Source organism: Halomonas sp. BMC6 (genome assembly GCF_964204995.1).
Lineage (GTDB): Bacteria > Pseudomonadota > Gammaproteobacteria > Pseudomonadales > Halomonadaceae > Vreelandella.
Genome location: NZ_CAXNSH010000001.1, coordinates 2,698,213 through 2,721,537, shown reverse-complemented (window position 1 = coordinate 2,721,537; position 23,325 = coordinate 2,698,213). Strand labels below are relative to the sequence as shown.

23 protein-coding genes are annotated in these 23,325 nt (G+C 52.1%); all 23 read right to left on the bottom strand.

What is annotated here, in order from left to right:
• Positions 1-14 precede the first annotated feature (14 nt).
• The 23 genes from nrdA to AB6K10_RS12985 all read right to left on the bottom strand — a co-directional run bounded on the left by nrdA (position 15) and on the right by AB6K10_RS12985 (position 22,890).
• Positions 15-2,333, bottom strand: coding sequence for a class 1a ribonucleoside-diphosphate reductase subunit alpha (gene nrdA / locus AB6K10_RS13095; protein ID WP_339118915.1), 2,319 nt, complete (start codon positions 2,331-2,333; stop codon positions 15-17).
• A gap of 126 nt (positions 2,334-2,459) precedes the next feature.
• Positions 2,460-3,032 carry a crossover junction endodeoxyribonuclease RuvC gene (locus AB6K10_RS13090; RefSeq protein WP_339118914.1) on the bottom strand — a complete coding sequence of 191 codons (573 nt, stop codon included), beginning with the start codon at positions 3,030-3,032 and terminating at the stop codon, positions 2,460-2,462.
• 133 nt (positions 3,033-3,165) lie between these two features.
• Positions 3,166-3,912 (bottom strand): hypothetical protein, encoded by a 747-nt coding sequence (locus AB6K10_RS13085; RefSeq protein ID WP_339118913.1) that lies wholly within the window; start codon positions 3,910-3,912, stop codon positions 3,166-3,168.
• 74 nt (positions 3,913-3,986) lie between these two features.
• Positions 3,987-4,202, bottom strand: coding sequence for a hypothetical protein (locus AB6K10_RS13080; protein ID WP_339118912.1), 216 nt, complete (start codon positions 4,200-4,202; stop codon positions 3,987-3,989).
• Entirely contained in the window at positions 4,203-6,116 is a 1,914-nt protein-coding gene (locus AB6K10_RS13075) for an AAA family ATPase (protein ID WP_339118911.1), read from the bottom strand.
• Positions 6,106-7,179 carry a metallophosphoesterase gene (locus tag AB6K10_RS13070; RefSeq protein ID WP_339118910.1) on the bottom strand — a complete coding sequence of 358 codons (1,074 nt, stop codon included), beginning with the start codon at positions 7,177-7,179 and terminating at the stop codon, positions 6,106-6,108. Before AB6K10_RS13070 ends, AB6K10_RS13075 begins: the two co-directional genes overlap by 11 nt.
• A gap of 101 nt (positions 7,180-7,280) precedes the next feature.
• Positions 7,281-7,655, bottom strand: a complete 375-nt coding sequence (locus AB6K10_RS13065) for a hypothetical protein (protein WP_339118909.1) — start codon at positions 7,653-7,655, stop codon at positions 7,281-7,283.
• Positions 7,656-7,720: 65 nt separating this feature from the next.
• Positions 7,721-8,128: a hypothetical protein gene (locus tag AB6K10_RS13060; protein ID WP_339118908.1), complete on the bottom strand. Its 408-nt coding sequence runs from the start codon at positions 8,126-8,128 to the stop codon at positions 7,721-7,723.
• Positions 8,076-8,669: a hypothetical protein gene (locus AB6K10_RS13055; protein ID WP_339118907.1), complete on the bottom strand. Its 594-nt coding sequence runs from the start codon at positions 8,667-8,669 to the stop codon at positions 8,076-8,078. Before AB6K10_RS13055 ends, AB6K10_RS13060 begins: the two co-directional genes overlap by 53 nt.
• A 69-nt stretch (positions 8,670-8,738) precedes the next feature.
• Positions 8,739-9,803, bottom strand: a complete 1,065-nt coding sequence (locus tag AB6K10_RS13050; protein ID WP_339118906.1) for a hypothetical protein — start codon at positions 9,801-9,803, stop codon at positions 8,739-8,741.
• Positions 9,800-10,762, bottom strand: coding sequence for a 5'-3' exonuclease H3TH domain-containing protein (locus tag AB6K10_RS13045; protein WP_339118905.1), 963 nt, complete (start codon positions 10,760-10,762; stop codon positions 9,800-9,802). The genes AB6K10_RS13050 and AB6K10_RS13045 overlap by 4 nt, the downstream gene beginning before the upstream one ends.
• A gap of 8 nt (positions 10,763-10,770) precedes the next feature.
• Entirely contained in the window at positions 10,771-11,109 is a 339-nt protein-coding gene (locus tag AB6K10_RS13040; RefSeq protein WP_339118904.1) for a hypothetical protein, read from the bottom strand.
• A 53-nt stretch (positions 11,110-11,162) separates the two neighbouring features.
• The gene (locus AB6K10_RS13035) at positions 11,163-12,209 is read right to left on the bottom strand and encodes a hypothetical protein (RefSeq protein WP_339118903.1); all 1,047 of its coding nucleotides are present in this window, start codon (positions 12,207-12,209) and stop codon (positions 11,163-11,165) included.
• Between the two features lie 106 nt (positions 12,210-12,315).
• Entirely contained in the window at positions 12,316-12,825 is a 510-nt protein-coding gene (locus AB6K10_RS13030) for a hypothetical protein (protein ID WP_339118902.1), read from the bottom strand.
• Positions 12,826-12,909: 84 nt separating this feature from the next.
• Positions 12,910-13,296, bottom strand: a complete 387-nt coding sequence (locus AB6K10_RS13025; protein ID WP_339118901.1) for a hypothetical protein — start codon at positions 13,294-13,296, stop codon at positions 12,910-12,912.
• Positions 13,297-13,339: 43 nt separating this feature from the next.
• Positions 13,340-13,963: a hypothetical protein gene (locus AB6K10_RS13020; RefSeq protein WP_339119634.1), complete on the bottom strand. Its 624-nt coding sequence runs from the start codon at positions 13,961-13,963 to the stop codon at positions 13,340-13,342.
• Positions 13,960-14,511: a hypothetical protein gene (locus tag AB6K10_RS13015; RefSeq protein WP_339118900.1), complete on the bottom strand. Its 552-nt coding sequence runs from the start codon at positions 14,509-14,511 to the stop codon at positions 13,960-13,962. The genes AB6K10_RS13020 and AB6K10_RS13015 overlap by 4 nt, the downstream gene beginning before the upstream one ends.
• An 84-nt stretch (positions 14,512-14,595) precedes the next feature.
• Positions 14,596-14,910 (bottom strand): hypothetical protein, encoded by a 315-nt coding sequence (locus AB6K10_RS13010; RefSeq protein WP_339118899.1) that lies wholly within the window; start codon positions 14,908-14,910, stop codon positions 14,596-14,598.
• Between the two features lie 141 nt (positions 14,911-15,051).
• Positions 15,052-15,315: a hypothetical protein gene (locus AB6K10_RS13005; RefSeq protein ID WP_339118898.1), complete on the bottom strand. Its 264-nt coding sequence runs from the start codon at positions 15,313-15,315 to the stop codon at positions 15,052-15,054.
• A gap of 73 nt (positions 15,316-15,388) precedes the next feature.
• The gene (gene dnaE / locus AB6K10_RS13000) at positions 15,389-18,739 is read right to left on the bottom strand and encodes a DNA polymerase III subunit alpha (protein ID WP_339118897.1); all 3,351 of its coding nucleotides are present in this window, start codon (positions 18,737-18,739) and stop codon (positions 15,389-15,391) included.
• Positions 18,736-19,263: a hypothetical protein gene (locus tag AB6K10_RS12995; RefSeq protein ID WP_339118896.1), complete on the bottom strand. Its 528-nt coding sequence runs from the start codon at positions 19,261-19,263 to the stop codon at positions 18,736-18,738. The genes dnaE and AB6K10_RS12995 overlap by 4 nt, the downstream gene beginning before the upstream one ends.
• 25 nt (positions 19,264-19,288) lie before the next feature.
• Entirely contained in the window at positions 19,289-20,518 is a 1,230-nt protein-coding gene (locus tag AB6K10_RS12990; RefSeq protein ID WP_339118895.1) for a MoxR family ATPase, read from the bottom strand.
• Positions 20,519-20,616: 98 nt separating this feature from the next.
• Positions 20,617-22,890: a hypothetical protein gene (locus tag AB6K10_RS12985; protein WP_339118894.1), complete on the bottom strand. Its 2,274-nt coding sequence runs from the start codon at positions 22,888-22,890 to the stop codon at positions 20,617-20,619.
• Positions 22,891-23,325 lie beyond the last annotated feature (435 nt).

Below are 23,325 nucleotides of genomic sequence, written 5' to 3'. Positions count from 1 at the left end.
CTCCCTGTGTTAAATTAAAGTGCGCACGCGCCGCTATCGCAGCCCATCGATTCGCTGACAGATGCCTCGGCGATCTCTACCGATTCGGTCTTAGCGCCTTTCTCAGTTTCCTCGACGCCCTGCCCATCATTCACGTTGTTGTAATACAAAGTTTTAATACCCCATCGATAGGCCAACATAAGCTCGCGAGCGATCACCTGTAGCGGGACCATGCCGCCATTGAACCGGTCGGGGTAGTAGTTGGTGTTGGTGCTGATCGACTGATCAACAAACTTTTGCATGATGGCCACCAGGGCCAAATAGCCCTCGTTATGAGGCATCTCCCATAGCGTTTCATAGGCGTCTTGCAGCGTTTCATAGTCCGGCACGATCTGAGCAATGGTCATATCCGCATTGCCCTTCACAGAGACCAGCTCACGAGGCGGCTCGATGCCATTAGTGCTGTTGGATACCTGGCTTGAAGATTCACAAGGCATCAGCGCAGAAAGGGTGCAGTTGCGCATACCGTGACGCAGGACGTCGGCCCGAAGTGAGTCCCAATCCATGTGCAAAGGCTCACTGTGAAGCTCGTCGACCGCTTTCTTGTAGTGATCGATAGGCATCAGGCCACGCGAATACTTCGTGGCATGGAAGCCAGGGGCCGCACCAAATTTCTTAGCCAAATCCACCGAGGCTTCGATGAGGTAATACTGAAACGACTCCATGTAGGCATGAGTGAAGTTGTTGCCAGAGCCGTCGCTATAACGCGCACCGCTTTTCGCCAGCCAGTTGGCATAGTTGGTGATGCCGATGCCCAGCGGCCGATATTTCATCGTGGCGTTGCGTGCAGCAGGGACGACGTAATCCTGATAATCTAAAAGAGCATCAAGGAAGTTCACCAGAACGCGCACCACGCGGCGCAGATCCGCTCTGGAGGTCACTTTGCCCATATTTACACCGGCCAATGTGCAGAGAGACACCTCGCCATTGGGATCATCGACGTTTTGAAGAGGCTTAGTGGGTAGCGTGATCTCCATACAAAGGTTGGATTGTCGAATCGGCGCAATTTCCTGAATGAATGAGCTGTGCGTGTTGCAGTGGTCAACATTCATGATGTAGATGCGCGAGGTTTCAAAACGCTCAAGAAGAAGGTGAGTAAAGAGATCGACCGCGCTCTTCACCTCCTTGCGGTAGGCGGGGTTCTTCTCAGCAGCCTCGTAAATCTCGATCCACTTAGCGGTATCAGCGAAGAACGCATCGTAAAGACCAGGGACTTCATGCGGGCTAAACAGAGTAATGTTTTCGCCTTTCTGCAAGCGTTCTAACAGATAGCCATTGAGCTGGAAGCAGTGGTCCATCCGGCGAGCGCGGTTCAGCTCAAGCCCTTTGTTATTCTTTAGGACGACGAGGTTTTCAAATTCAAGATGCCAAATGGGGTAGAAGAGCGTTGCCGATGCTCCACGAATACCCCCCTGAGAGCAGGCTTTAACAGACGCTTCAATCTTCTTAATGAAAGGCACGATTCCGGTGTGATACGCCAAACCACCGCGCACCGGAGACCCTTCAGCGCGAATCATGCCAGGATTGATACCAAGCCCAGCGCGAGCAGCGCCGTAAAGACTAGCCACGTCAGACGCCGCATTGATCTCTGGCAGTGAGTCACCGGCCTCAACCACCACGCAACTTGAGAACTGACGCAGGGGAGTCCGCACACCACCCCAAATAGGTGTAGGCAATGAGCCTTCAAAGGTCGTTACCACGTCGTAGAAGTCTTTGATCTGCTGGATTAGCTCGTCGCCATGATAGCGAGTAGGGAGCACCGCCATTCCGATCAGCATTGCAGCGTGTTGAGGGGCATCGTAAATCTGACCCGTTACACGGTTTTTGATCAGATACTTGGTGGTCATCTGCATCGCACCAGCATAGTGAAACTGCATGTCCCGCTCTGGCCGAATGTAGCTGTTCAAGTCGTTGAGTTGATCAATGGTGAAATGCCAGAGCAGCGACTTGTCGTAGATGCCTTCGTCAATCAGCTTTTGCGTCCATACTGCTAGGTGAGGGTAGCTGTATTGCCCATAGGCCTCTTTTCGCGCACGAAACATTTCAAGACGACCGGCAACAATGGCGTAGTTGGGATGAAATCCAGGTTCGGTGCCAATGAGCTGAGCGGCGGCCTGCGTGATGATGTGGTGAAGCTCTTTGGTGCTCATGCCATCGCGAACGCTGGCTTCAGCAATCTTGGCAATGGCGGCAACGCTGACGTTTTTCAGTTCGCCAACGGCCCAAAACATAACGCGTTCAATTTTTTCTCGGTTAAATGGCTGACGGGTGCCGTCACGTTTAATTACGTGCATGTTTCTTTCCTACAAGATGGGTGATACGGCAATGATAAGTAAGCGATGACTTACTTACTAGGCTTGACAGCGACAAATTTCACCGTCAAGCACTAGATTTTGTAGCGAGGAGGTCTATTGGTTACATCATGCAGCTTTTAGAAAGGCCAACGTGCGTTGGAATTCAGCGGTCGCCATACCGGCGTAAATAGCAGCGATGGCATCCGCCATGTGCTCGGCAGACCCGGCCACAACAGAGGTAACGCCTTTATTGGTTTGCATAGGCCAGGGGGCCTCTGGATGCTTGCTCATTGCCCAAGCGATCATTTCCTCCTTGGAGGCAGTTTTCTTGCCGACCGAGATCTTCTTGACCTGATCTGGCGTCACTTCAAAGAAGGGAATGCCCGACCCTCGGATTGCCCCTAAAACGCCCACACAGACCCCATACGAGGCCATCGCCCGAGCGCTCTTGCTACCTACTGGCACCTCAACAAAGACCGCCTGAGCGCCCCCAGCGGCTAGCTTGCTGCGCGTAAAAAGCTGATAGGCCACCTCGACATCTTTGGAGTTTTGACGAACCTGTTTTCCTTGTGGCTGATCAGGGCGAATAACGTCCAGGGTGTCGATGGTGAGCTTCAAAGTGCTTGGGTTGAGTCGTCCAACAGCAACCCCCCAATTTCGCAGGCTTGGGTCAAATCCGACCACATTCAGTTCATTCATCTTGGTAATCCTCTTCCGTGCCATGATCTGACTCATGGCAGTAATCTACAGGTGGATCTATGTCGCTTGGATGATGCCAAGCGTCTTGACCGCAAAAAGGGCACGAATAGGGCGCTTTGACCACATCAGTCTCCTAAAACGATAGTGCACCAAAGTTGGGGTTTATCTTCTTGGCCTCTTCATACGCCGACGACCGGTCTAACTCAGGAACGTCAGGAACCTCGACGCTCTTCGGTTTTGGTTCAATGACTTTCCCCCCTAGCAGGAAGGGAAGTCTGTTGTGCCGCATGATTCGCTCGCCAATCTCGATAGCGTGATATTGCGTCAATCGATGAGGGGTCTCTGCCATCGATAAAAATTTCCACACTCCGCTAGGCAGATCGACAGGCCATTTATCCTCTCGTCGGTATTCATGAAATGACCTGGAGGCGAGATCGTTGATCAGTTTGGAAAAAGACAGTGGTTCAGAGTTGGGGTCGCTCTGTTGAATGTTACTGAAGATCCTGATGCAGTCCGACTCCGACAGCAAAGCCAGACTTTGATCGCGCATTCGGATGCCGAACGCCAGCTCCGGCAAGTGCGCTTCGCTCTCCATTTCCAATGTTATAAATTCAAACCTCTCGATGTCGTGAGGGATGAAGGTGCTGGTTGAGAGGTTGATAAAAGCAGGTTCTTCAGTTGTCGCAATTTCAAATTCCCGATAGGAGGGCGATTCGTAAATTAGCTCATCCCTGTGGATCAGCGACCGAACGGCATCTGTGAAGATCTGCGGGAGTCTGGCACCCGCTAGTAACAAAACCTTTCGATATTCAAAATTGCTCGCTTCACCATCGTTAGTCGGCGAAAAACTGTGGAGCGATGGGATGTAAACGTGTGTCATTACTGCCTCTATGGTAAGTCACTAATTACTTACAATATGCAGCGCACATCGACGGGATGCACGCTGCTCAGAAGTTAAAGTGAGGTATCAGGATGCAGTGGGTCGGCTCCGATAAATACCTCTTCAGGAGCTTCTGGCCACTCATCCCGAATGGCATCAAAATCACCCTCGTTCCAACAGCGCAGAAACGCCAAACCCTCGTCGGTCTCTAGGGCGAACTGGATGGCTGCAATGGCAGAGTCGCAGCGCTGCTCAAGGGTGGTTTGGGATGGGCTTTCGAGTGTCGACATTTATGCCTCCAGGCGGCTAACGCCATGCTCTTTAACGACCCTGACGGAATCACTGATGTAATGGTTAAGATCGTTATGTGAAATCACCAACACGGTGCCGGACTTGGTAGCCTTTTCCTTCATGATCGACATCAGGCGCTCAAGACCATCCGAATCTAGGGCGTGATCAATCTCGTCGAAGATGAACAGCGGGATCGATTTGGCTGAGCGCGTGGCTACTAAATCCTGAAGCGCCATTGCCGTTGCAATGCGCACCTTTCGCTTCTCACCTCCCGATAGTCCCCCGAAGGACTTCGCGCCTTTGGTGTTCACTACGTTGATGGCGAACTTATCCCGCAGCTCTCCACCTTTAGTTGCACTGATGGTCTGCCACGTAGCGCTTATTTCGCCCTCTGATAATTGACCCAGGTAGTGGGACGTTCGCTCATTCAAGATTGGGGTAACGTGGTCAAGAATGTGCGCACGAACCCCAGAAGTCCCCAGCACCTCAACGGCAGCCTGGGCCACGTTCCAGCGATGAGAGATGGCTTTGAGCTTGTCGACAGCCGTATCGATCTCGGTAATTAGGCCGGTAATTCGGACATTGGAGTCACGGATCATGTCGGCGTAAGGACTGGTTTCAGCCATCGCTTTTTTGACGTTTTCGACTTCTGACTCAATTTGCATTTTCAGTCGACCAGCTTTTGTCAGCTCAACGTCGATATTGCCGATTAAACTGCGAGTTTCGCTTTCTGAGCGCGTTTCTTCGCTGATGCTAGTCATCGCAGCTTCAAAGCTGGTAAGCGTCTCCTGAGCGCTTGTAGAGCGATCCCGTGCTACATCTAATTCCAACTTCAGACGCTTGAATTCCTCAACGGCATCCGTGAGTGCTTTCTTACGATGCGAGCGAGCATCATCCAGGTCGTGTTCCGCGTAAGGCTTGCCGCATTCACCGCAGGGCTTTCCAACCAGACCATCGACGCCATCTAGCGCCGTCTTGAGCGTTTTTACCTTTTCACCTGCTGTCTTCAAGTAGGTTTCTGCCAGCCGTAGCTTGGTGTCGGCGTCATTAGCCTCCCACTGAAGTTTCGCCTGCTTCTTGCGCTCTTCATCGGTCGACTCAATCCGCTTACGCACCTGAGCCAATTTCTCTTCAAGTGCGGTCTTTTTGGCCTGCAAATCCGCGACATTCATGGCGAGATAGCTATCGCGGTAGGATTTCGCATTCTCTTTGCAGCGATCCGCCTTGAGCTTTTGATCAATGCGCCACTGGTTCTCGGTATCCTCGAAGCGAGCAAGTTGATTTTTCTCGTCACGTAGCCGAGTTTGCAGCTTCTCTACCTCTGACTGCTGCTGCTCGACTTCACGCTTCACAAGGTTGGCTTTATCGCGCTGTAGCTTATGAGCCTCGTTGAGTCGGTCGATGCCCGCAGCCTCCTCAACCAATGCCTTCAGCTCTTTGTCAGTTCGCATAGGCAAGTCGGGCATGGCCTCCTGACCGGCATACACTGAGCTGGCAAATACGGACTCTGAAGAGCCAACGATTTTGTTGACCAGCTCTTGCGTCTGTTTATCGGTGCCCATCGTAATGTCCTTCCCGTTCTGAATGACGGTCAGGCGATTTTTGTTTTTCGAGTGCTTGCGGTGCCGAGCGATAACGTATTCGTCGCTGCCATCTTTGACGACCAGCAGCACGCGACACTCTTTGCCCGCAGCGTCGTTGATCACATCGTCAGCGCTTATGCCGCGTGCGGTTTTGCCAAATAAACACCAAAAGATAGCGTCAACCAGGGAGGACTTGCCGGAGCCGTTACTAGACGCCCCTCCGTTTTCCAGGTTGACGCCCTGAATGAGCAACAACCCACGACCGGCGAGCTGGAAGTCGGCTTGTGCAAAGCTCAAGAAATTGGTGACGGATAGCTGCTCAAACTGCATGGTCAATCTCCGCTAACGTGCGTAGGACTTCGGCATTTACGTCGTCCTTGATGGGGTCTGGGATAGTGGTGCTAGCCTTAACAAAATGAGTGATTGAGTCTTCTAGGCGATCCAGGCTGGTTTTAGCGGCACCTTTGCGCGTAATGACCTTCTCTTTTCGAATGGGCAGGATGAGGGCGGCCGCAGCACCTAGCTCGTCGACCAGCAGCTCACGAAAAGCCACTACCTCCTTTTCCTCTTCGATCTCGATGCGGGCGCGCACGTAGTTGCCAGCCACCACCTCCAGAGAGTCCTCGTCGATCTCCTCGATATTGACGAACTTGGGCGCGTCGGTCTCGAAGTGCTGCACATCGCTAGCAGTGCCTCTTTCAGAGACAATCAGGTAACCGGCCTTACTGTTCACATCACCCCAGTTTTGGTGCGTTAGAGCGCCCACTGAGAAGACGCCAGGACGAACGCGCTTAAAATTGTGGTAATGGCCAGAAAAGACATTTTTGAAACCAAAATCCGCCAGCACATCGGGATCGATGCCGTGATCTGGTAGGCCAGGAATGATCTCGTTGATCGGGGCGTGAATCATGAGCGTGACATCGTGCGGATCGATACCACCCAAAAGCTCATTGGCGATGACGCTCAGCAGCTCTTTTTGTTTGGCGTGCCAGGGGATCATCAACACGCGATGATCACGGTCGAAGTAGGGCGCCTCTGACACCACACGAACGCCAGTGTGACGAAGAGACTCGCCACTATTGCCGATACGGTTGGAGTCCTCGAATTCAAGGTCGTGATTGCCCGCCAGCAGAAAGACTGGAAGGCCGATGTCGTTGACGATTTCGTTGTAGAGGTCGACGACGGGGTTTAACACTGACGGGGAAACGCGACCCCGAACATGAAACAGGTCGCCCGTGTGGAAGAGGGCAGAACAGCCAGCCTCCTTCATGTGGATGGCGGCCTTACGCGTCTCTGTGATGAGAATGCCGAGACGACTGTTGATATGGCCCTCTTGCTTAGCGAACGCTGACCAAGAGTGGTAATGGGTGTCTGACATAATGCCGTAGCGCATAAGGGAGTCCTTTAGTTGTCTTTCAGTAAGTAATCTATTACTTATCGTGCTGGCAATAAAGAACCCCGCATAGGCGGGGTTCTAGGTGGTTTGGCATTGGCTTAGCGTCGGATCATTTCTCTGGCGTCGATCATATCTGAGGTGTCGATCTGCTCTCCGTTAATGGCAACGCCAAAAATCCTCTCATGAGTGGGGATGTCATCAAGAGGTAGGTGGAAATTGCAGCTAACCTCGCTAGTGACCCATTTATCGTTACCGTCCTTATGGAAAATTCGCAGATTGCGATCAGTAAAGCCCTCCTGATATACCCGAACTGGAATCATGTTTCGGGCATCTTTCATGTGGTAGTAAGCCATCTTGTAACAAAAGCCGACGTCATCATCGGTCAACACCTTATAGCGACCCTCTGAAAACGCCAGGGTGCTGATCACGGTGGCCACTGCTGCAAAACCTAGGATAAGTGCCTTTCTTTTCATTTTTCTCACTCAATAACTCGCCAAAGGCGAACCGATATAAGCGATTGATTGGTTTGTGCTTCTGGCTACAGCTTCTTCATGGCAGGCTTGCGGCACGCGAAGTATTGTAAGGGCAAGTATCGCTGCAAGGCACCTCCGCGTGAGGCATAGTTGAGAATCTTGATTTTGGTTTTGTCGAAGTAGTTGTCGATGCCGGTAACGTAACGCTCGCCGGTATCGCGAACAAAAACGCCCACGACTTTGATGCCGTGAGCGCGCATGATCTGAAGAGTTTCGTCATCCATTGCCCAGGCTGCCACACCCTTCTTGATGGCATCGCCAAGACGCATTTCGCCAGAGCGATAAATCTCGTTGTGTTTACGGTAAGCCATGTAAACCTTCTCTCCAGAATCCAGCGAGACGATAGCCCCGTAGAGACGCTTACCTTTCCTTACCAGCTCCAGCTTCTTCTTTGGACCTAATTCGTAAGCCATTTTCCAATCTCCGCAAGTAAATCGCGGTGAGTGTAGAGTTCTCGCTGAGAAAATGACCGTGCGCCTTCCGCAGCACTTCACCGACATAGCTTTGAGCGGACTGTCCAGGCGCTCGTTTGCAAGCTACGTGGTTGTAGACTGCATGACGCTCCAGCATGTCGTTGTAATTGCCGTGATATACATGCGTTACCTCCGCATAACCCTCGATCTCTTCAGTCTTTGTGTTCACCAACGCTATCTTGTCGCTAGGGCGCAGACGCTCAAACCAACCCTTACCGACACGCAGCGTGTTGAACTGACGCTCCAGACCAATCATCGGCGGCATGAAGCCAATAGAGGGGATGTATTTTTCGCAATTACGAACAGAGAGGGTGACAAAGGATTCTGCCTTTTCCATCATCAACCTTACTGGACACTGGTCATTGATTCCGCAGGTATCGCACAACAGCACTTCGCGTTTCTTTTCCGCAACGGTTTCGATGGTGAACCGCCCGGCATCTGTCCGCTTTACCCAGCGAGCGCGTTTCAATTTCACAGTCATGGCCGCCAATCTCCTTTGATCACGGCCATGACTATAGGACGACTACCAATAAGGCAGCCAGCAGAAAAATTAGGCTTCTTCTGTGGCCTCCACCGGATCCTTCAGATCGTCAGGATCCGCCTTCGTCAGAAGCGCCTTAACCTTTTCAGCGACGGTTGCGTCGGTGCGGATAAGATTGGCCAGCTTCTTCTTGGTGATCTTCTCGCCCTCCCAATAGCAGTAAGCGGACGTCTTGCCTCCTGGCTCGACAATTTCATGCTCACACAGATATTCAACCAGTGATCCTTCGATGTCGAAGCTGCCGGTGCCGTCGTCGTTAAACATGAAATTCCACTTGCACTTGCGGAAGGGCACCGAGACTTTGTTCTTGATGCACTCAGCACCAATCTGCTGACCAATCTTAGTGCTGTCACTGGCCGACTTCTTGATCATCGTCTTACCCAGGCGGATTCGCACTGAGCAGTAGAACTTCACCGCGTCACCGCCAGGAGTCGTTGTCGGGTCACCAAACATCACTCCGATCTTCGTGCGTGTTTGGTTCAGCACGACCAGAATGGCGTTGTGATCGTCGCACGCCTGAGCAATCAGCTTGAACGAAGCGGACGTTGCCCGTGCCAAAGCAGTGTTGTCGTTCATATTGAGCGCGTCGGCTGACTTCTCGGCGATCTGCTGTGGCACCATCGACGCCAGCGAGTCCCAAACAATCGCAATAGGGGCTTCTTTAGGGATCAGCTTCTTCTCACGCACCACACGCAGCAGCTTGATCGTCTCGACGACGGTCTGTTCGTAGGTCTTACCGCGTTTGAAGACGAAGCGACCTGGCGTTACATCAAGACCTCCTCGTTCAGCCAGATCGGTATCAAAGCTACGCTCATGATCAAAAAAGGCGGCGATACCTTCCATGCGCTGAGCCGACTTCATGATCTCGTTGGCAATGGCCGTCTTGCCCGATGATTCTGGCCCTGACAGCTCGATCACTCGCCCAGAGGGCATACCGCCACCGTAGTAACGGCCACTGACAATGCGGTTCAGAGGCGGGAAGCCGGTATCCAACCAGATTTTTACGGTGGACACTTCGTCGTTTGCACCGATGGCGCTCATGATTTCTTTGGCTAAATCGCTTGGCTTGCTCATGCTGTTTCTCTCTTGGTATTAGTGGTTACACAGTGGTCAATAAAGGGTTCTACGAAGGCATCGAAGTCGTTGAGAATTGAGTTGAAGGCGAATTCACGACAAAAGTCGCGAAAGCCATCCAAATCCATAGCGTCTCGATAAAGCACCTGAACGCCGGTTGGTTTGGGGCCAGACAGCAAATTCATCAGCTTGACGTTTCGCTTGAACACCTGGATGCGAGTCATCGCAGGCTCTTTCGGTGATTTTTCGCCCATTGCAAAGTCGCGATAGGCTTTAGGGACTTTCCGTCCTGCCGCCACGTCATCGCGAATGCGCTGGATAAAGGTCTTCACGTCGCCATACTGAGCAAGAATTTCCGGGGCAGACTTCTCGCCGATTCGCCCTACGCCTGGAATTTCGTCGGAGTTATCGCCGAACAGCGCTTTGCCCTGAACGAAAGCGGTGGGGGTCAGATAGCCGGTGTTCTCTGCAAACGTGACGGCATGAACCATCCGTCCGTCCTTGTGATTTACCCAGGTGGCCTTGTCACTAATGAGCTGCTTCCAGTCGTGGTCACCCGTGATCATGAAGACGTGCTTGCCTTGAGCGGTGTAGGTTTTAACCAGATGGCCAGCCAAATCATCCGCTTCAAAATCTTCTGCGAGGAGTGATGGGACACCCAGCAGACCCAGACCACGCTTGATGTCTTCGCGCTGGTCACGAAAACAGGCTCGCATGTGTTGAACACGAGGATCCGGCTCTTTGCCTCGTTTGGATTTGTAGTCGGCGAACAGCTCGTATCGCCACTTGGCCTTGCCATCCCACAGCATGATGGGGCGGGCTTTTAGTTCATTCACGTAACGACGAACGCTTTTGATCGAACCGAAGATGGCCTGCACCTCTCGGTCATTGACGGTGAGCTTCATGCCGTCCTGAGCTGCGTAGCCGATAGCGTGACTGTCAAAAAAGGCGTATCGCATAGCGGCTCCTAATTTATTTTGCCGCCCGCTGAAAGGATGGCATCTCGCACAAGCTGCTCTTTGTCTTTTGCGACAGCTACAGACAGATAGGTGGTGTTTCGAGCTTTTCTCCATCGACGGAAGAACGTAGCGAGGTAAACAGGCTCATCGCTCTTGTTAGAAAAGACATACCCGCTCAGCAATTTGATTTGAGCCTCTGGTTTAAGGCCACTTTCATCGAGTTCAGTGGTCAAGCTGCCGTCCACTTCAAATTCAGTATCTTCCAACCAAGCGTCACCTTGCTGAGACCAGAAGTCGTCGTCATGAAGAAAGGCTTCGTATTCGGCCCCTGTGGTTTTTAGGCTCATGGTCATACCCTCAAATTGAGAAGGGAGCCTTGCGGCTCCCTGTTTGCGATTGCTTAGAGGTCGTCCAGTCCGTCCAGAATGGAGTCGAGGTCATCGTCAGAGGCGTTAATCTCTTCAGCAAGATCAACAGAGGGTGCAGCGCTTGCTGCCGGAGCGGGTGTAGGCTCGACAGCCACCTCATCAGCTTCCCAGGGCGCTTCCTCCATCAGCTCACCTTCCAGCGCGGCCAGCTCTTTTTCAGCTTCATCCGCAGCAGAAGCGGCAGCACTTAGAACAGCGGCAGCACCTACCGCAGCGGCGGGGGCACTCGCAGCGACCGCAGCGGCGGCTGGCGGGGTGATGAATGCGCCTGCTTCGCTACCACCGTGAGTGCCAGTTCGAGCCGGAGCAGCCAACGCCATCGACTTAGGAGCGGGTAAGCCTGTGACCGCAGTGGTGGCGTTCACTGCCTTCAGCAAGCCTTGCTCAGACTCTTGAGAGCAATAAGCTGCCAAGTCGACCACCAAAGAGGCGTCGTATGTCACAGCGGTCGGCTTGGGTGCCAGAGAAACGGAGTATTCCGTATCCAGACCGGAGCCAGACTTGGTGACGATAAAGTCGTGACCTTCTGTGACGGACAGCACATCAACGCCGTCTTCAGCGAACGTCATCATCTGGTCAACCATCTGATCAAAAACACCAGAAGGCAGCTCAAGGATGACCGGCTTATTAGGCTCATCGCTCTCGCGAATCAGTGCATTAACCAGGACACGAGGGGTGGCGCGAGCTTGACTGATCAACTTCTCCATCGAAGTGTTGCCGGTATCTTTCGCTAAGCGGATACCCTCATAAACAGCGGAGCAGACCGGGCAATCCTTACCGTAGGTCTTTTCGGTGCAAACATAGACCGCCGCTGTCTTGTTCTCGCGATCTTTCACGTAGTGCATACCGTAGTCGTGATAGAAGACGTCGGGCGATGCAGCGTTCCAGCCTGGAAGAATGCGAACGCGGTTTTTGCCTGGGGCGAACTTGTGAGGGCGAATGTATTGCGCTTTCTTCGCAGCCGCTTCAGCTTTGCGGTTGTTCAGACGGGATTTAAGAGCAGCTAATGATCCTGACATGGTAAAGCCTCGTTTCAGTGTGGTTTTTTAGTTTTTCGTCTATCCGCTCAAGCGGAGTAGATATTCTATCGATTACGTTAAAGGGAAGTAAGCGATTAGTTACTATTTAGTGCGAAAGACGCTCTTCACGGTTGCGAATGGACTCGGCCAGTTGAGCGCGAGCCTCGTCCCGAGCTGAAGAGCCGCCCTTGAAGCTATCTTTCATCACCATTTGCTCCAGATGATGCTTGGAGGCTTGAACGATCATATCTCGTCGCTGGCGTAGCGCTTCCAGCGCTGTTTTCGCTAGGTTCGAGATTAGAGTCGCCTTGTTGAAGTCGTCGTGAGCCTTCAGCATCCGTGGATGACTGGCCACGAACTCCTTCACTGTCCCTTCCGTCACCTTAACTCCGGTTTTCGGAAGCTCTTCACGGGCCGCCTTTCCAAGTTCAGCCTCAATGATGCTGAGACGATTCTTGAACGCTGCCGCTTGGTGGTCGGCTCGCGCAGAGATAACACCGTAGCGGACGTATAACCCCGCTTGAGTTGACCACATCGCGTCAAGGTCGGTGGCGTTGAACGACACATCCTCCTTGAGCTGCTTGGGGTCAATAAGGTTCTGAACCTCTTTGGTCATGGTGATTTCCTTGTTAAAGAGCGGGTCTGACCGAGATCAGACACCGCAATCTTATACTTGCGCTTTTAGTAAGTCACCAGTTACTTACATATCAGAGAAGAAAAAATACCCCGCAGCGCTGCCGTAGGCTTGCCCCATCAAAAAGGCGCATCGAGCTGTCAAAAGATCAGGATTTTCGAGGTGGATCGATAGATCGCGAATCTCTGCAATCTCGCTGGATAACACCGGCAATTCACCGATGGCTTCGTAGCTGTTGGCGATGGAAGAAAGCCCGTTCCATTCTGCGGGCATTGCGCTCATAACCGCCTGAGAAGCGCGTGCGCATTCGGGGGCTTGTAATACGGTCTTGGTGATCGACACGTTGAAGTCGGCGTAATCCTTCGGGGTTGAGAAGGGCGTGTCGGCCGCGTGAGCCTCGATAACGGCCATGCCCGCTGCGGTAATTACCATGTATTTCAAGACGTCTAGCATGATAGGTCTCTCTGTGTGTGTTGTGCTACGTGTTAATGATATGTCAGCTTTGAGCGGTGCGCTGTAGCTCTGCTAATAGCTTTTTCATTGCTTTCAGTTGGTTAGCGTGAGAGTGCCGCTCGCTCGCGCTGCTCACTTCGATGCCCGTTGGGATATGAGTAATTTGAATACCAACGTTGTGTGATCCGAATCCAACGCTGGAGGTGACCGCTGAAATTACTAGGTCATTCGGATCTATTTCATCAAACTCTTGAGCCTTGGGCGACTCCTCAATCGCCTCATATTTTCTCACCATGTAGGTGTGCTGTGTGCCGTGTTGCTTCGTGCCGATACCATCAGAGTGCATTTCCCACCCAGAAGGGTGGTAGTGCGTGTTGAAGTGTTGCTCGACGATGGTCAACTGATCTTTGCGGTCGAGATTCGCGGCTCGGTCACATTTAACCATTTCCACAACTCGACGCTTTCCTACATGCAACAGATCGCCGTGAGAGATAAGACTTTTGATTCGAGCATCGACAAAAGAAAGTCCCATGAGACATTCGGTAAAGTTTTCAGGCGTCATTTCCACTTCAATAATGGATAGCCGAGAAGAGCAGTCTCCAACCCGAATAAAGATGCTGCCTTTGCTGCTTCGACCAATAGTGACGCTCGCTTTAGTCGTCTTCATGCGGCCGCCTCTGTTTCGTCGACACTTTCCATCAGCCAATGGTGCAGGGTGCCAATGGAAGGATCGTAAACCTTAATTATCTCGTTGCCATTCTCATCTTCTTCACAGCAATACCAGGGCGTGTCGCCATTGACGCTAGTTTGCTGCCAGCCAATCGCCACCACATCTTTACCCTCATCAGACTCCATGACCGAGCGTATGATTGCCGCTTGCTCTACAAAGCTGCTGTTGGGGTGTTGTTGGCCAAAAAGCTCGAACGCCTCCACCAAGCGAAGCCATTGAGAAGGCTCAAGTAACACATTGTCCATTGTGCTTTGCATGGCAATAGCATCGTGAATCTTCATTTTTCCAGGGTTTCGTGAGTGGTAGTTCCAGACGGCCATCATTGGCTCAAGGTCATCGCCAAAAAACGACATAGGAAAACGCTCAAGACCGCAGTAATGCTTGGCGGTGTGCTGCCACACATACATGGCCGAAAGGAAGGCGTTCTTCACGCTGGACTTGATAAAGGTGTCTTTTTTGAGAAAGAAAATATCAGTGTGGCTCATGGGAGTTCTCCAAATAAGCGCCGCATCATGCAGTGCTGTTGATTTATAGTAAGCTGTTACTTACTGGTTTGCGCAAATAAGTAGCTATTTCGACGTATCAATAAGAGCCAGCCGAGCCAAGTCTTGAAGCCAATGGGCATCATTAGCCAAGATTCTCGCCTGATGACCATCCAACTTACAATCTGACTCCGAAGCCTCACGCTGGAGCTTGGTAATCGGATTGGCTATGTCGGCAAGATGAGCGCGTAACTGATCAATCTTGGCGTCACGCCATGCCAATTCAGCGGCAATGTCGGACTTGTCATGAAGCTGCTCGCCGGTCATCGCGCTCAAGTGGCGACTGTAGTAGTTACCCTGACGATCCAGAGCCATGATGTCGCGTTGGGAGTATTCGGCCATTAGTCGAGCATCCAATAAGTGGTCTGCATGAAGTGCTTTCCTAGATACACGTTTCGGGTGAAAAGGCGCGGGTTTGTTAATGCTCCTAAAGAGCAGAAGCCTAGATATGAAATTTGTGTTGCCATGAGTTCCCCTAGAAGGTTAATGCTCGGTCGGCTGAATAAATGCCCTGCTAATAGAAAAGCCAATTGTTCGATCCGGGGTTTTGACCTCAATCGACTCCGATCCGGGGTTTTCCATCAGCGTCACACTTCTTAGAAACGAACCTTTAAAATCGGCCCCGAAGTAGGGGTCGCGGACAGAGGCTTCTATTTCTGAAATTTTGCCAAAGAGCAATTCTCGACTTACTGGGTCTTTCCAGTTGAAGTAGCTGGTTTCTTCTTTATTGAAGATGATGACTTGCATGAAAGTCCGCCCTTTAAAGCGCTGCACAATTGCACAGCGCTGATAGTAAGCTGTTACTTACTGGTTTGTCCGCTTAAATTCCAGCAGCTTCGATGGCCTTGCTTAGACACTTCACAAGCTCGGCCGCCAGGGAGTTGTCGAAGTAAATTCTGCCTTGACTGAAGCCATAGACGACCGTCCGGTCAGCAGCGGCGTTGTAGCTGCTCTTGCCGATCATTTCACCTGGCTTCTTCTTCTGATCATCGCTGAAATGGCGTGTCGCGAGAGACCCCATTGTCAAAATCACCGGAGGGTCTAGCTCTGCGACCTCACGATCCAAGAACTCACCGCAGATGCTAATCTCCTCGTTGCTGAAGCCGTCAACACCGCCTTCCTCGTCAGATTTAGGCTTCACAAACTTCATCAGGGTGGTGTAGTAGAAGTTTTCGTGGGTCAGGCCAGCCGCCTTGATAGTCTCGTTCCAAGACGTGTAGGGCTTGCCAGACACCAGTCGACCTTCGTTCTCGTCTGACCAAGAGGGTGCATCGAACACCACCATGATTTTCGACTTTTTGCCGATGCGAGGCACCGACACCCAGCGGTCATCAAAGACGGCGGAGTAGTCGTTCACGATAGACAGCAGCCGCGCATGAGTGCCCTTGTCTACGATCATATCGCGATCAATGGTGGCCACCTTCTGAATCACCCCAGGCATGAGAGTAAGTTGGTCTTTTAAGCGCGATTTATCCGTTGCAGGGGGAGTGCCAGGGGTAATCGACGCAAACGCCCCTACGCGCTCTAAATGGTCGATAACGCGCTTGTTGACGACTCTTCTATTCACCGACAACTCAAACTGGGTGCGGTCTGTGAAGAAACCACCTGCTTTTTCACGACCTTCGACGATGGAAGCTGCACCCTTATCGCTGATGTTGGCCACGCAGTTGAACGGCGCTACCAGCATATCGTGACCGGTGATGGGATCCCGTTTGATTTCGTAGCGAGCGGTGGAGGCGTTGATGTCGGGCGGCCCAATCTTGATGTTGTGCTTGGCTGCATCACCCACTAAGGCAGGGATGCGGTCGCTGTCCATGATCGACATACACGAAGCAAAGAACTCGGCGGGATAGCGCACCTTGAGCAGCATCGTCCAGTAGGAAAGAAGGGTGTAGGCAACGGAGTGTGACTTATTGAAGCCGTAACCAGCGAATTTCTCGATCTTGTCGAACAAGCTCTCTGCAACTGGTGCATCCATGCCGGAGTGCGAACCGCAACCCAAGACCCACTCATCGCGCACTTTAGCCATCATGTCGGCGTCTTTCTTACCCATCGCTTTACGTAACCCGTCTGCTTGGGCCATTGTGAAGCCCGCAAGCACCTGGGCGGCCTTCATAACCTGCTCTTGGTAAACAAAAACGCCTTTGGTCTCCTCCAGCACTGGTATCAAGCTGGGGTGAGGGTAGTCCGGCGACTCAAACCCCTTTGTAATCGCCACGTAGGACTCCAACATGCCTGATTCCATCGGGCCTGGACGATATAACGCGGTTGCCGCGACAAGCTGTTCAAAGGTCAGCGTTCCGGCATAGGCCAAGCTGGTAAGCAGCCCCTTCATGCCAGATGATTCGAACTGGAAAATAGCGGTGGTTTTGCCAAGGGTGAATGCCTCCAGAACATCAGGTTGATCAAGAGGCTCTTTGAGCAGATCCACCTCAATACCGTGACGTGTTTTGATGCGTTCGACGGTTTGCTGAATGATGTCCAGGTTCGACAAGCCCAGTATATCCAGCTTGACCATTCCCATGTCTTCACAGACGCGTTTGTCCCAGTTGACGACCGGCTCATCACCTCTCGACTCTACCACCGCCATCTGACGCAAAGGTCGGCCGCCCACGATGATGCCCGCCGCGTGCTTACCGAAAGAGCGCATTTTTCCTTGAAGCCGAAGGCTGTGATTGAAAAGTTCTGGGTGTGTTTTAGAGAACGCATCGATCTCGGCAACGGTTTCCTGTGCGACTTCCAGAGTGGTGTCTGCCGGTATACGCTTTGAGACCGCAATATCCACGCTTGATAGGCCGTGAACGCGACCAACGTCACGAAGCGCAGATGCGGCACCAAGCTGACCGTAGTTGCTGATGCCCGCCACACGATCCTCGCCAAACGTTTCGCGTAGGTAGCTAATCACTTCTTCACGGCGAGAGGACATAAAGTCCAAGTCGGCGTCGGGCAAATCCAAACGTTCGGGGTTGATGAAGCGCTCAAAAATTAGGCCGAAGCGAATCGGGTCAACGTCAGTGATGCCGATCAGGTAGGCAACCAAAGATCCGCCGACTGATCCGCGTCCAGGCCCAACTCCAATGCCGTTTTGCTTAGACCAACGAGTTATCTGGCTGACTAGCAAGAAATAGCCAGCAAATCCCATGCTTTTGAGCGTTGAGAGTTCAAATTTCAATCGGTCTCGGTAGACCGCCACTTCAGCGCCAGTGGGCTGATGACCCATTACAGGAGCCGAGAATCGCTCCCGCCAGCCGACCTTGCACAAGTTGACCAACTCAGCGTTCTCGTCCTCGGCAAGCTCAGGCAGCGAAATAGGCAGCTTGTGCCACTCGTAGGTGATCTGATCGCAGAGCCAGTCGTGGTCGCGAATCATCGCGCTACTGACTTTGCAGCCGGTGCGTTTTGCAAAGCCCTTGAGTGCTTCAACCAGAGAGGGGGCTGATTGAGGGTGCTGGTCTCGTGTGTAGGGTATGCGGGTAAACGGACTGTCGACCTGGCTGTTTTCCGTGATGACACGGTAAACGTCTTTGGTGTCAGCCTCACCTTCTTCGTAATAGCAGGGTAGATAAGCGATGACCCGCTGCCCCGTTTTCTCTGCTAACGCCAGGACGCGCTTATTGTGCTGATCGTAGTAAGGAGTGTGGATTGGTTGTATCGCTAGAACGCTCAAATTTGCGTTCTGAGCGCTGGGAATCTTCTGGATAGCGTCTGCATAGTCTGTCGAGTGGCAAACGCTGTAAGCGTCGCTATTGAGCGCTATGAGGTTACCCTTCGCGATCATATCGTTCAGATCAGCGAACCCCACGCGAGCGCGATAGTAAAAGTAGTCACGACTGTAGGCTCTGGATAGCAGCTCAAACACATCTTGCAAGCCATCGTCATTTTTGATGATCAGGTCGTGATAACTTTCAGGGTTTGGCTTGTCGGCATGAGTGTCGCCCTTTTTAGGCTTACGATGCAGCGGGTCAGGCACTATACGCACTCTGACTCCGATGATGGGCTTAATGCCCGCCTCTTTGGCTGCCTTAGAGAAGGCAATCATTCCGCTGATGTTCATCGTGTCCATGAGGCACGCGGCGGTGTGGCCCATAGCTTTTGCTTTTGCTGCGATAGCTTTTGGCGTGAGTGTTGATTCGCCAATGCTGAAGTGACTTCTGGCAAACAAAATAGTCATTGGTCGTCCTTAATGCTGATTTCAGCGGTAAATCGAGTGGTCGTCACGGCCTTCATCAACTCGCCTAGTCCGAGGACGTCGGACACTAGGCTGGATGCAGTGGAGGCGCTGCACTGATGAACGGCAATAACGTGCTTAACGAGATCACTTTTTCTGACTTTCCCCTCGCTAAGCAGGTGGTCGAAAATCGTGATGAACGCGCGCTGTGTGCGGAAGCCATTGAAAGGGTTCTTTCCGGCTTTGATCAGCGCTCTGGCTTTTGAAAAAGAGAAGCCCTTGCGATTGAGCAAAAGGGCTTGGTTTTTAACGCGCTCGCTGGCGGAAGACAGACGAATATCGAGGGCGTCTTCCGTATCTGAGGCGTTGGTGGAGTAGTTGATTGATAGGAAAGCCGCACTGGCACTTGGATACTTCTGTTGTGTCAAAGCCAGTGCGTTTTTATGACAGCCCTCAAAGTAAGGGCAGTCACGACAAGCGCTCGATTCAGGCGAGAAAACCACAGCACTGTTGATGCAACCGAGCATTTGTAAGTCACCTATTACTTATGATTTAAGCGAAAATTCGGTCGCAGACTTCACGAACTGCCAACGCCGACGAGGAGGGCATCTTGTTGATAAAGGCGCGATTAAGGCCCGCTTTGAAATCGCCACCGAACAGTGCACCTAACTTGGCAGCGAAAAGCAGCTCACGCGGGCCAATGGTGTTGGTGATCTCTCCACGGTCGTAGGACTCACGGACACGGGTGGCAAACTTGACCAGCTCTTTCGCTTTGTCAGCATGAATCTTCGCCTTTGCCTCGATCATTTGAGCCTCATCTTCCTGGTCCATATACTCCACCTTCGTGACGATACCGAAGCGAGAGTAGTTGGCCGCGTTCTGAAGATTGGTGCCCTGATACAGACCGGTTTCGTCGCCGGATCCGTTCGTGTTGCCAGTGCCTACAAAGCGGAATTGCGGGTGAGGGTCGACGCGACGCCACTCTTGAGGGGCTTCTTTGATAATCAGCGCTTTGCCTTCTAGCACGGGCTGGTAGACGCCCAGCACTTGAGGGAATGCGAAGTCGTATTCGTCAGCCAGATACACCCAGCCGTAGCGCATAGCGAGCGCAAGTGGCCCAGGTTCAAAGTAGGTGCCGTTCTCGTTAGCAAGCATTTGACCAACGATATGAGACTCTTCGGTGTTGGCCGTGTGCTGGATACGGATGAAGGGGCGGTTGGTGTAAGCCGCGTATTGCTCCCAGGTGGTCGACTTGCCGGTGCCTGCGTGACCCCAGAAATAAGCAGGAATGTTGTAATCCATTGCGGCGATACAGTCGCGAAGCACTTCAGGGTTCCAGATATAATCACCGTCTGTCTCTGGCACCATTTCCTGATGTTCGTGAGTCTCAAAAACAGAAACCGGAATGGAGGTGGAGGCCGGAACACCTTTTACATTAGGAATCAGCTTTAATACGTCAGCGGTGCGGATGCCATAATCAGGGGCTTTCTTACGAAGCGAGACCACCTTAGTTTCTGCGACGGCGCTTACGCCAGCCATGTGAGTCTTGACGGACTCAGCCTCTTCACGCTTTTTCTTCAGGGCCTTCTTGGCAGCCTCGGATAAAAGCGGCGCGTCAGGAAAGCGATCACGATAGGCATCCAGGCTCACAGACGGGTGATTTTTGGTCAAGTAGGTCTGAATGACGTGAACGGCTTGGCCATCAAGCTGACAAATGATTTTGCCGTCTTCTGCGTGAGTAGCGTAGGGAAGAGCGGTGGCGGTAGCGGTGCTAGTGGTCATGGGTAACTCCAAAGTTAGGTAAGTAAGCTGTGACTTACTGTCACAAGCGAATAATACGTCATGCAGTGTTGGTATTGGAACGCTGCATGACGGATTTTTTAGCGAAGTAGCATGGCGGAAAGCTCAGAGACGATTTTGCTTGGTAGCTCTTTGACATCATCGAGGACGATATTTTTGGGATAGAAGGCTTCAACTTGATGGGTTTCAATTCCGATCCCTAGCACTTCGATACCGTCTTTTTCGGTGCTTTGCACTACATGCACCAAGTGTTCCTCGGCGCGTTTACTTCCGTAGCCGCCTCTTGTCGAGACACTCTGCATCGCAGGCTCGCCATCTGACAGAACCACCAAAATCTTGCGCTCTTCGGTTCTCGCTCTGAGCATGTTGGCGGCAATCTCAACGCACTCACCATCGGCATTATTCCGAAGCTCAAGGAGGGGGATGGCTGCGATACGCTGTTCACAGGCAGGCGTCAGCCGCTCATCGAAGGTTTTATAGATAGGCATCATCAAAGGCTCGATGCGATCAAACCCACCCTTAAAGCCAGGATGCTTCTCGACAATGCTGCTTAACTCTTTGCGAGCCTCGGATGGCAGGTCGTCATCTTGAGTTGTAAAGCCAACTACCTGCGTTTTTACATTCACGCGATCCAGAGCCGAGCAAAGTGCATAGGCGGCCTCAGAAGCTATTCCGATGCGGTCTCGGTGGTTCATGGAGCCTGAGCAATCCACTAACAGTAAGACCGCCGTGTTCTTAGTGCGCACCTCTTCCTTGCGGCGGAAGACGCGAGTGTCGCCGGTATTCAGTTTATAAAGGCTGGAGCTGTGAAGGCGTCCGCTTCTGAAGCCAGGAACAAACATGGAGCGGTTACGAGCCATCAACAGACGCTCCAAAGCCTTTGACATCACACCGATCTGCTCGCCAGTTTTGCTTCGTAATTTTGCTTGACGATCCTTTGAGCGGCTATCAATCATCGATCCAGGCTTGATGGTGTAGGGGCCAATGAAGTCTTTTTCGTTGGAGTAAGGCATATACGAATTGTCTTTTAGGCTCTCAATAGCCCCCTCTGCAATGGCCGTTTCAAGCGCAGCATCATAGGTGGTCATCTTCTCCAGAGCTTCTGCCAGTTCAGGGTGATCAGCGATGTTACCGTCGTTGAGCGCCCCCTTTGATCCGCCCTCTGAATCAATATCCCGATCTCGCTCATCACCTGTCGATTTGTCGGAGTGGGCATCGCCTGACTTGTCTGCCGATGTGCCAGCCTTTTCCGCAGCCTCTTTGCCACGCTCATCGATCATTTCGCCCTTGCGATCAGACCCTTCGCCTTCGTCCGATTCGCCTTCGCCCGATTCGCCTTCGTCTTCGCCTTCGTCCGATTCGCCTTCGCCTTCGCCTTCGTCTTTTCCATCGCTGGATCCGGGGCTAGGCTCACCTTCGCCGTTACCATCTGAAGCGGCGCATGAATCGCCATCCGATTCTTCAGGTGTAGATTCGGCTGTATCAAAAATTTCATCGCCAGGACGATCTAGCGAGCCGCTGCTGCTTTTGCTAGAAGAAGCGTCGCCACCTTCACCTTCACCTTCACCTTCACCTTCACCTTCACCTTCACCTTCACCTTCACCTTCTTCATCGCTTTCTTCCGGCTCAGGCTCTTTGCTCTTCTCCTGCTGCTCGCGCTCCACATCGGCGAGTATGTCGCGGATGGAGTTGGCCATCTTTAGTGCCTCAAAAGACGACTCGATGGTCTGGAGCTTTTTGGAAAGCGGCAGAAGGGCGTCGTAAACGTCAGGTATCAGCTCCCATTTATCAGCCATGTAATTCTGAGCGGCTTCCTGTCCGGCTAAAGCACGGATGCCAGGTGTGGCCAGGGCCTTTACGAAGAACATCGCCTGAGAGGCATTTTCATCTCGCTGAAACTCACCAATGAATTTGTCAAACGTCTTCTGAAAGAAGTGCTTTACGGCAAACTCGACCGTTTTATCAATGTTTCTTGTTGAGCCAGCGAAGGCCTTTTTCATCTTCGCTTCGATGAAGGTGTCTTCGACGATGTTGTGGAGATTGGCGATCTTCTCTTTGTGCGCCCTGGCAACAATCTTCGAGTCGGTAAACAGGATGTGGGCTACCTCATGATCAACGAAGCCCTTAATGGCGGTGACCAGCTCGGGTGAAGATTTCTCGCTGAGAGAGGGGATGTTGACGCGAGTTGCCTCAAGCGTTTTTTCATCGTATTCGACATACGCTTGAATGCCCGACTGGGTGACCTTAATGCCCTTGTTTGCGAGCATTTTCACCACCACTTCGATGGCGCTTCGCATCTCACCAATGTTCGTGTAGCTCTTCTTACCGCTAGTGTCTTTCGTTTTAAATGCCATGTTGTCGCCTCCGGTTTAAGTAATTACTTACTTATTAAGATGATAAAAAAAATAGGACTGGCGTAGTAGCGCAGTCCTATTTCATATCTGATTGCAGAACTTACAGGGTGAACACACTACCTGTGCCGGATATGGGGCTAAAGTGAGCCACTTTTCCCGAGGGCATTTTGAGCAATTGACCGCCATCCAAGAGGTCGACGACCTCGACAGCCTCCTCTAGCATTTCGCAAAACCGATCCTGATCAATTGTCTCGTGTGCGCTCGACATAGGTTTGAATCTCCATGCAACCTATTAGGTAGATAAGTAAGCGGTGGCTTACGAACGCGCTTATACTAAGCGGTCAAAGCGAGCATGGCAAGCAAAATATGTTTGTTAGGTAAGTAACTGTTAATAAAGGGTAAACGGGGCTAAATTGCACACCTTCTCTTCTCGCT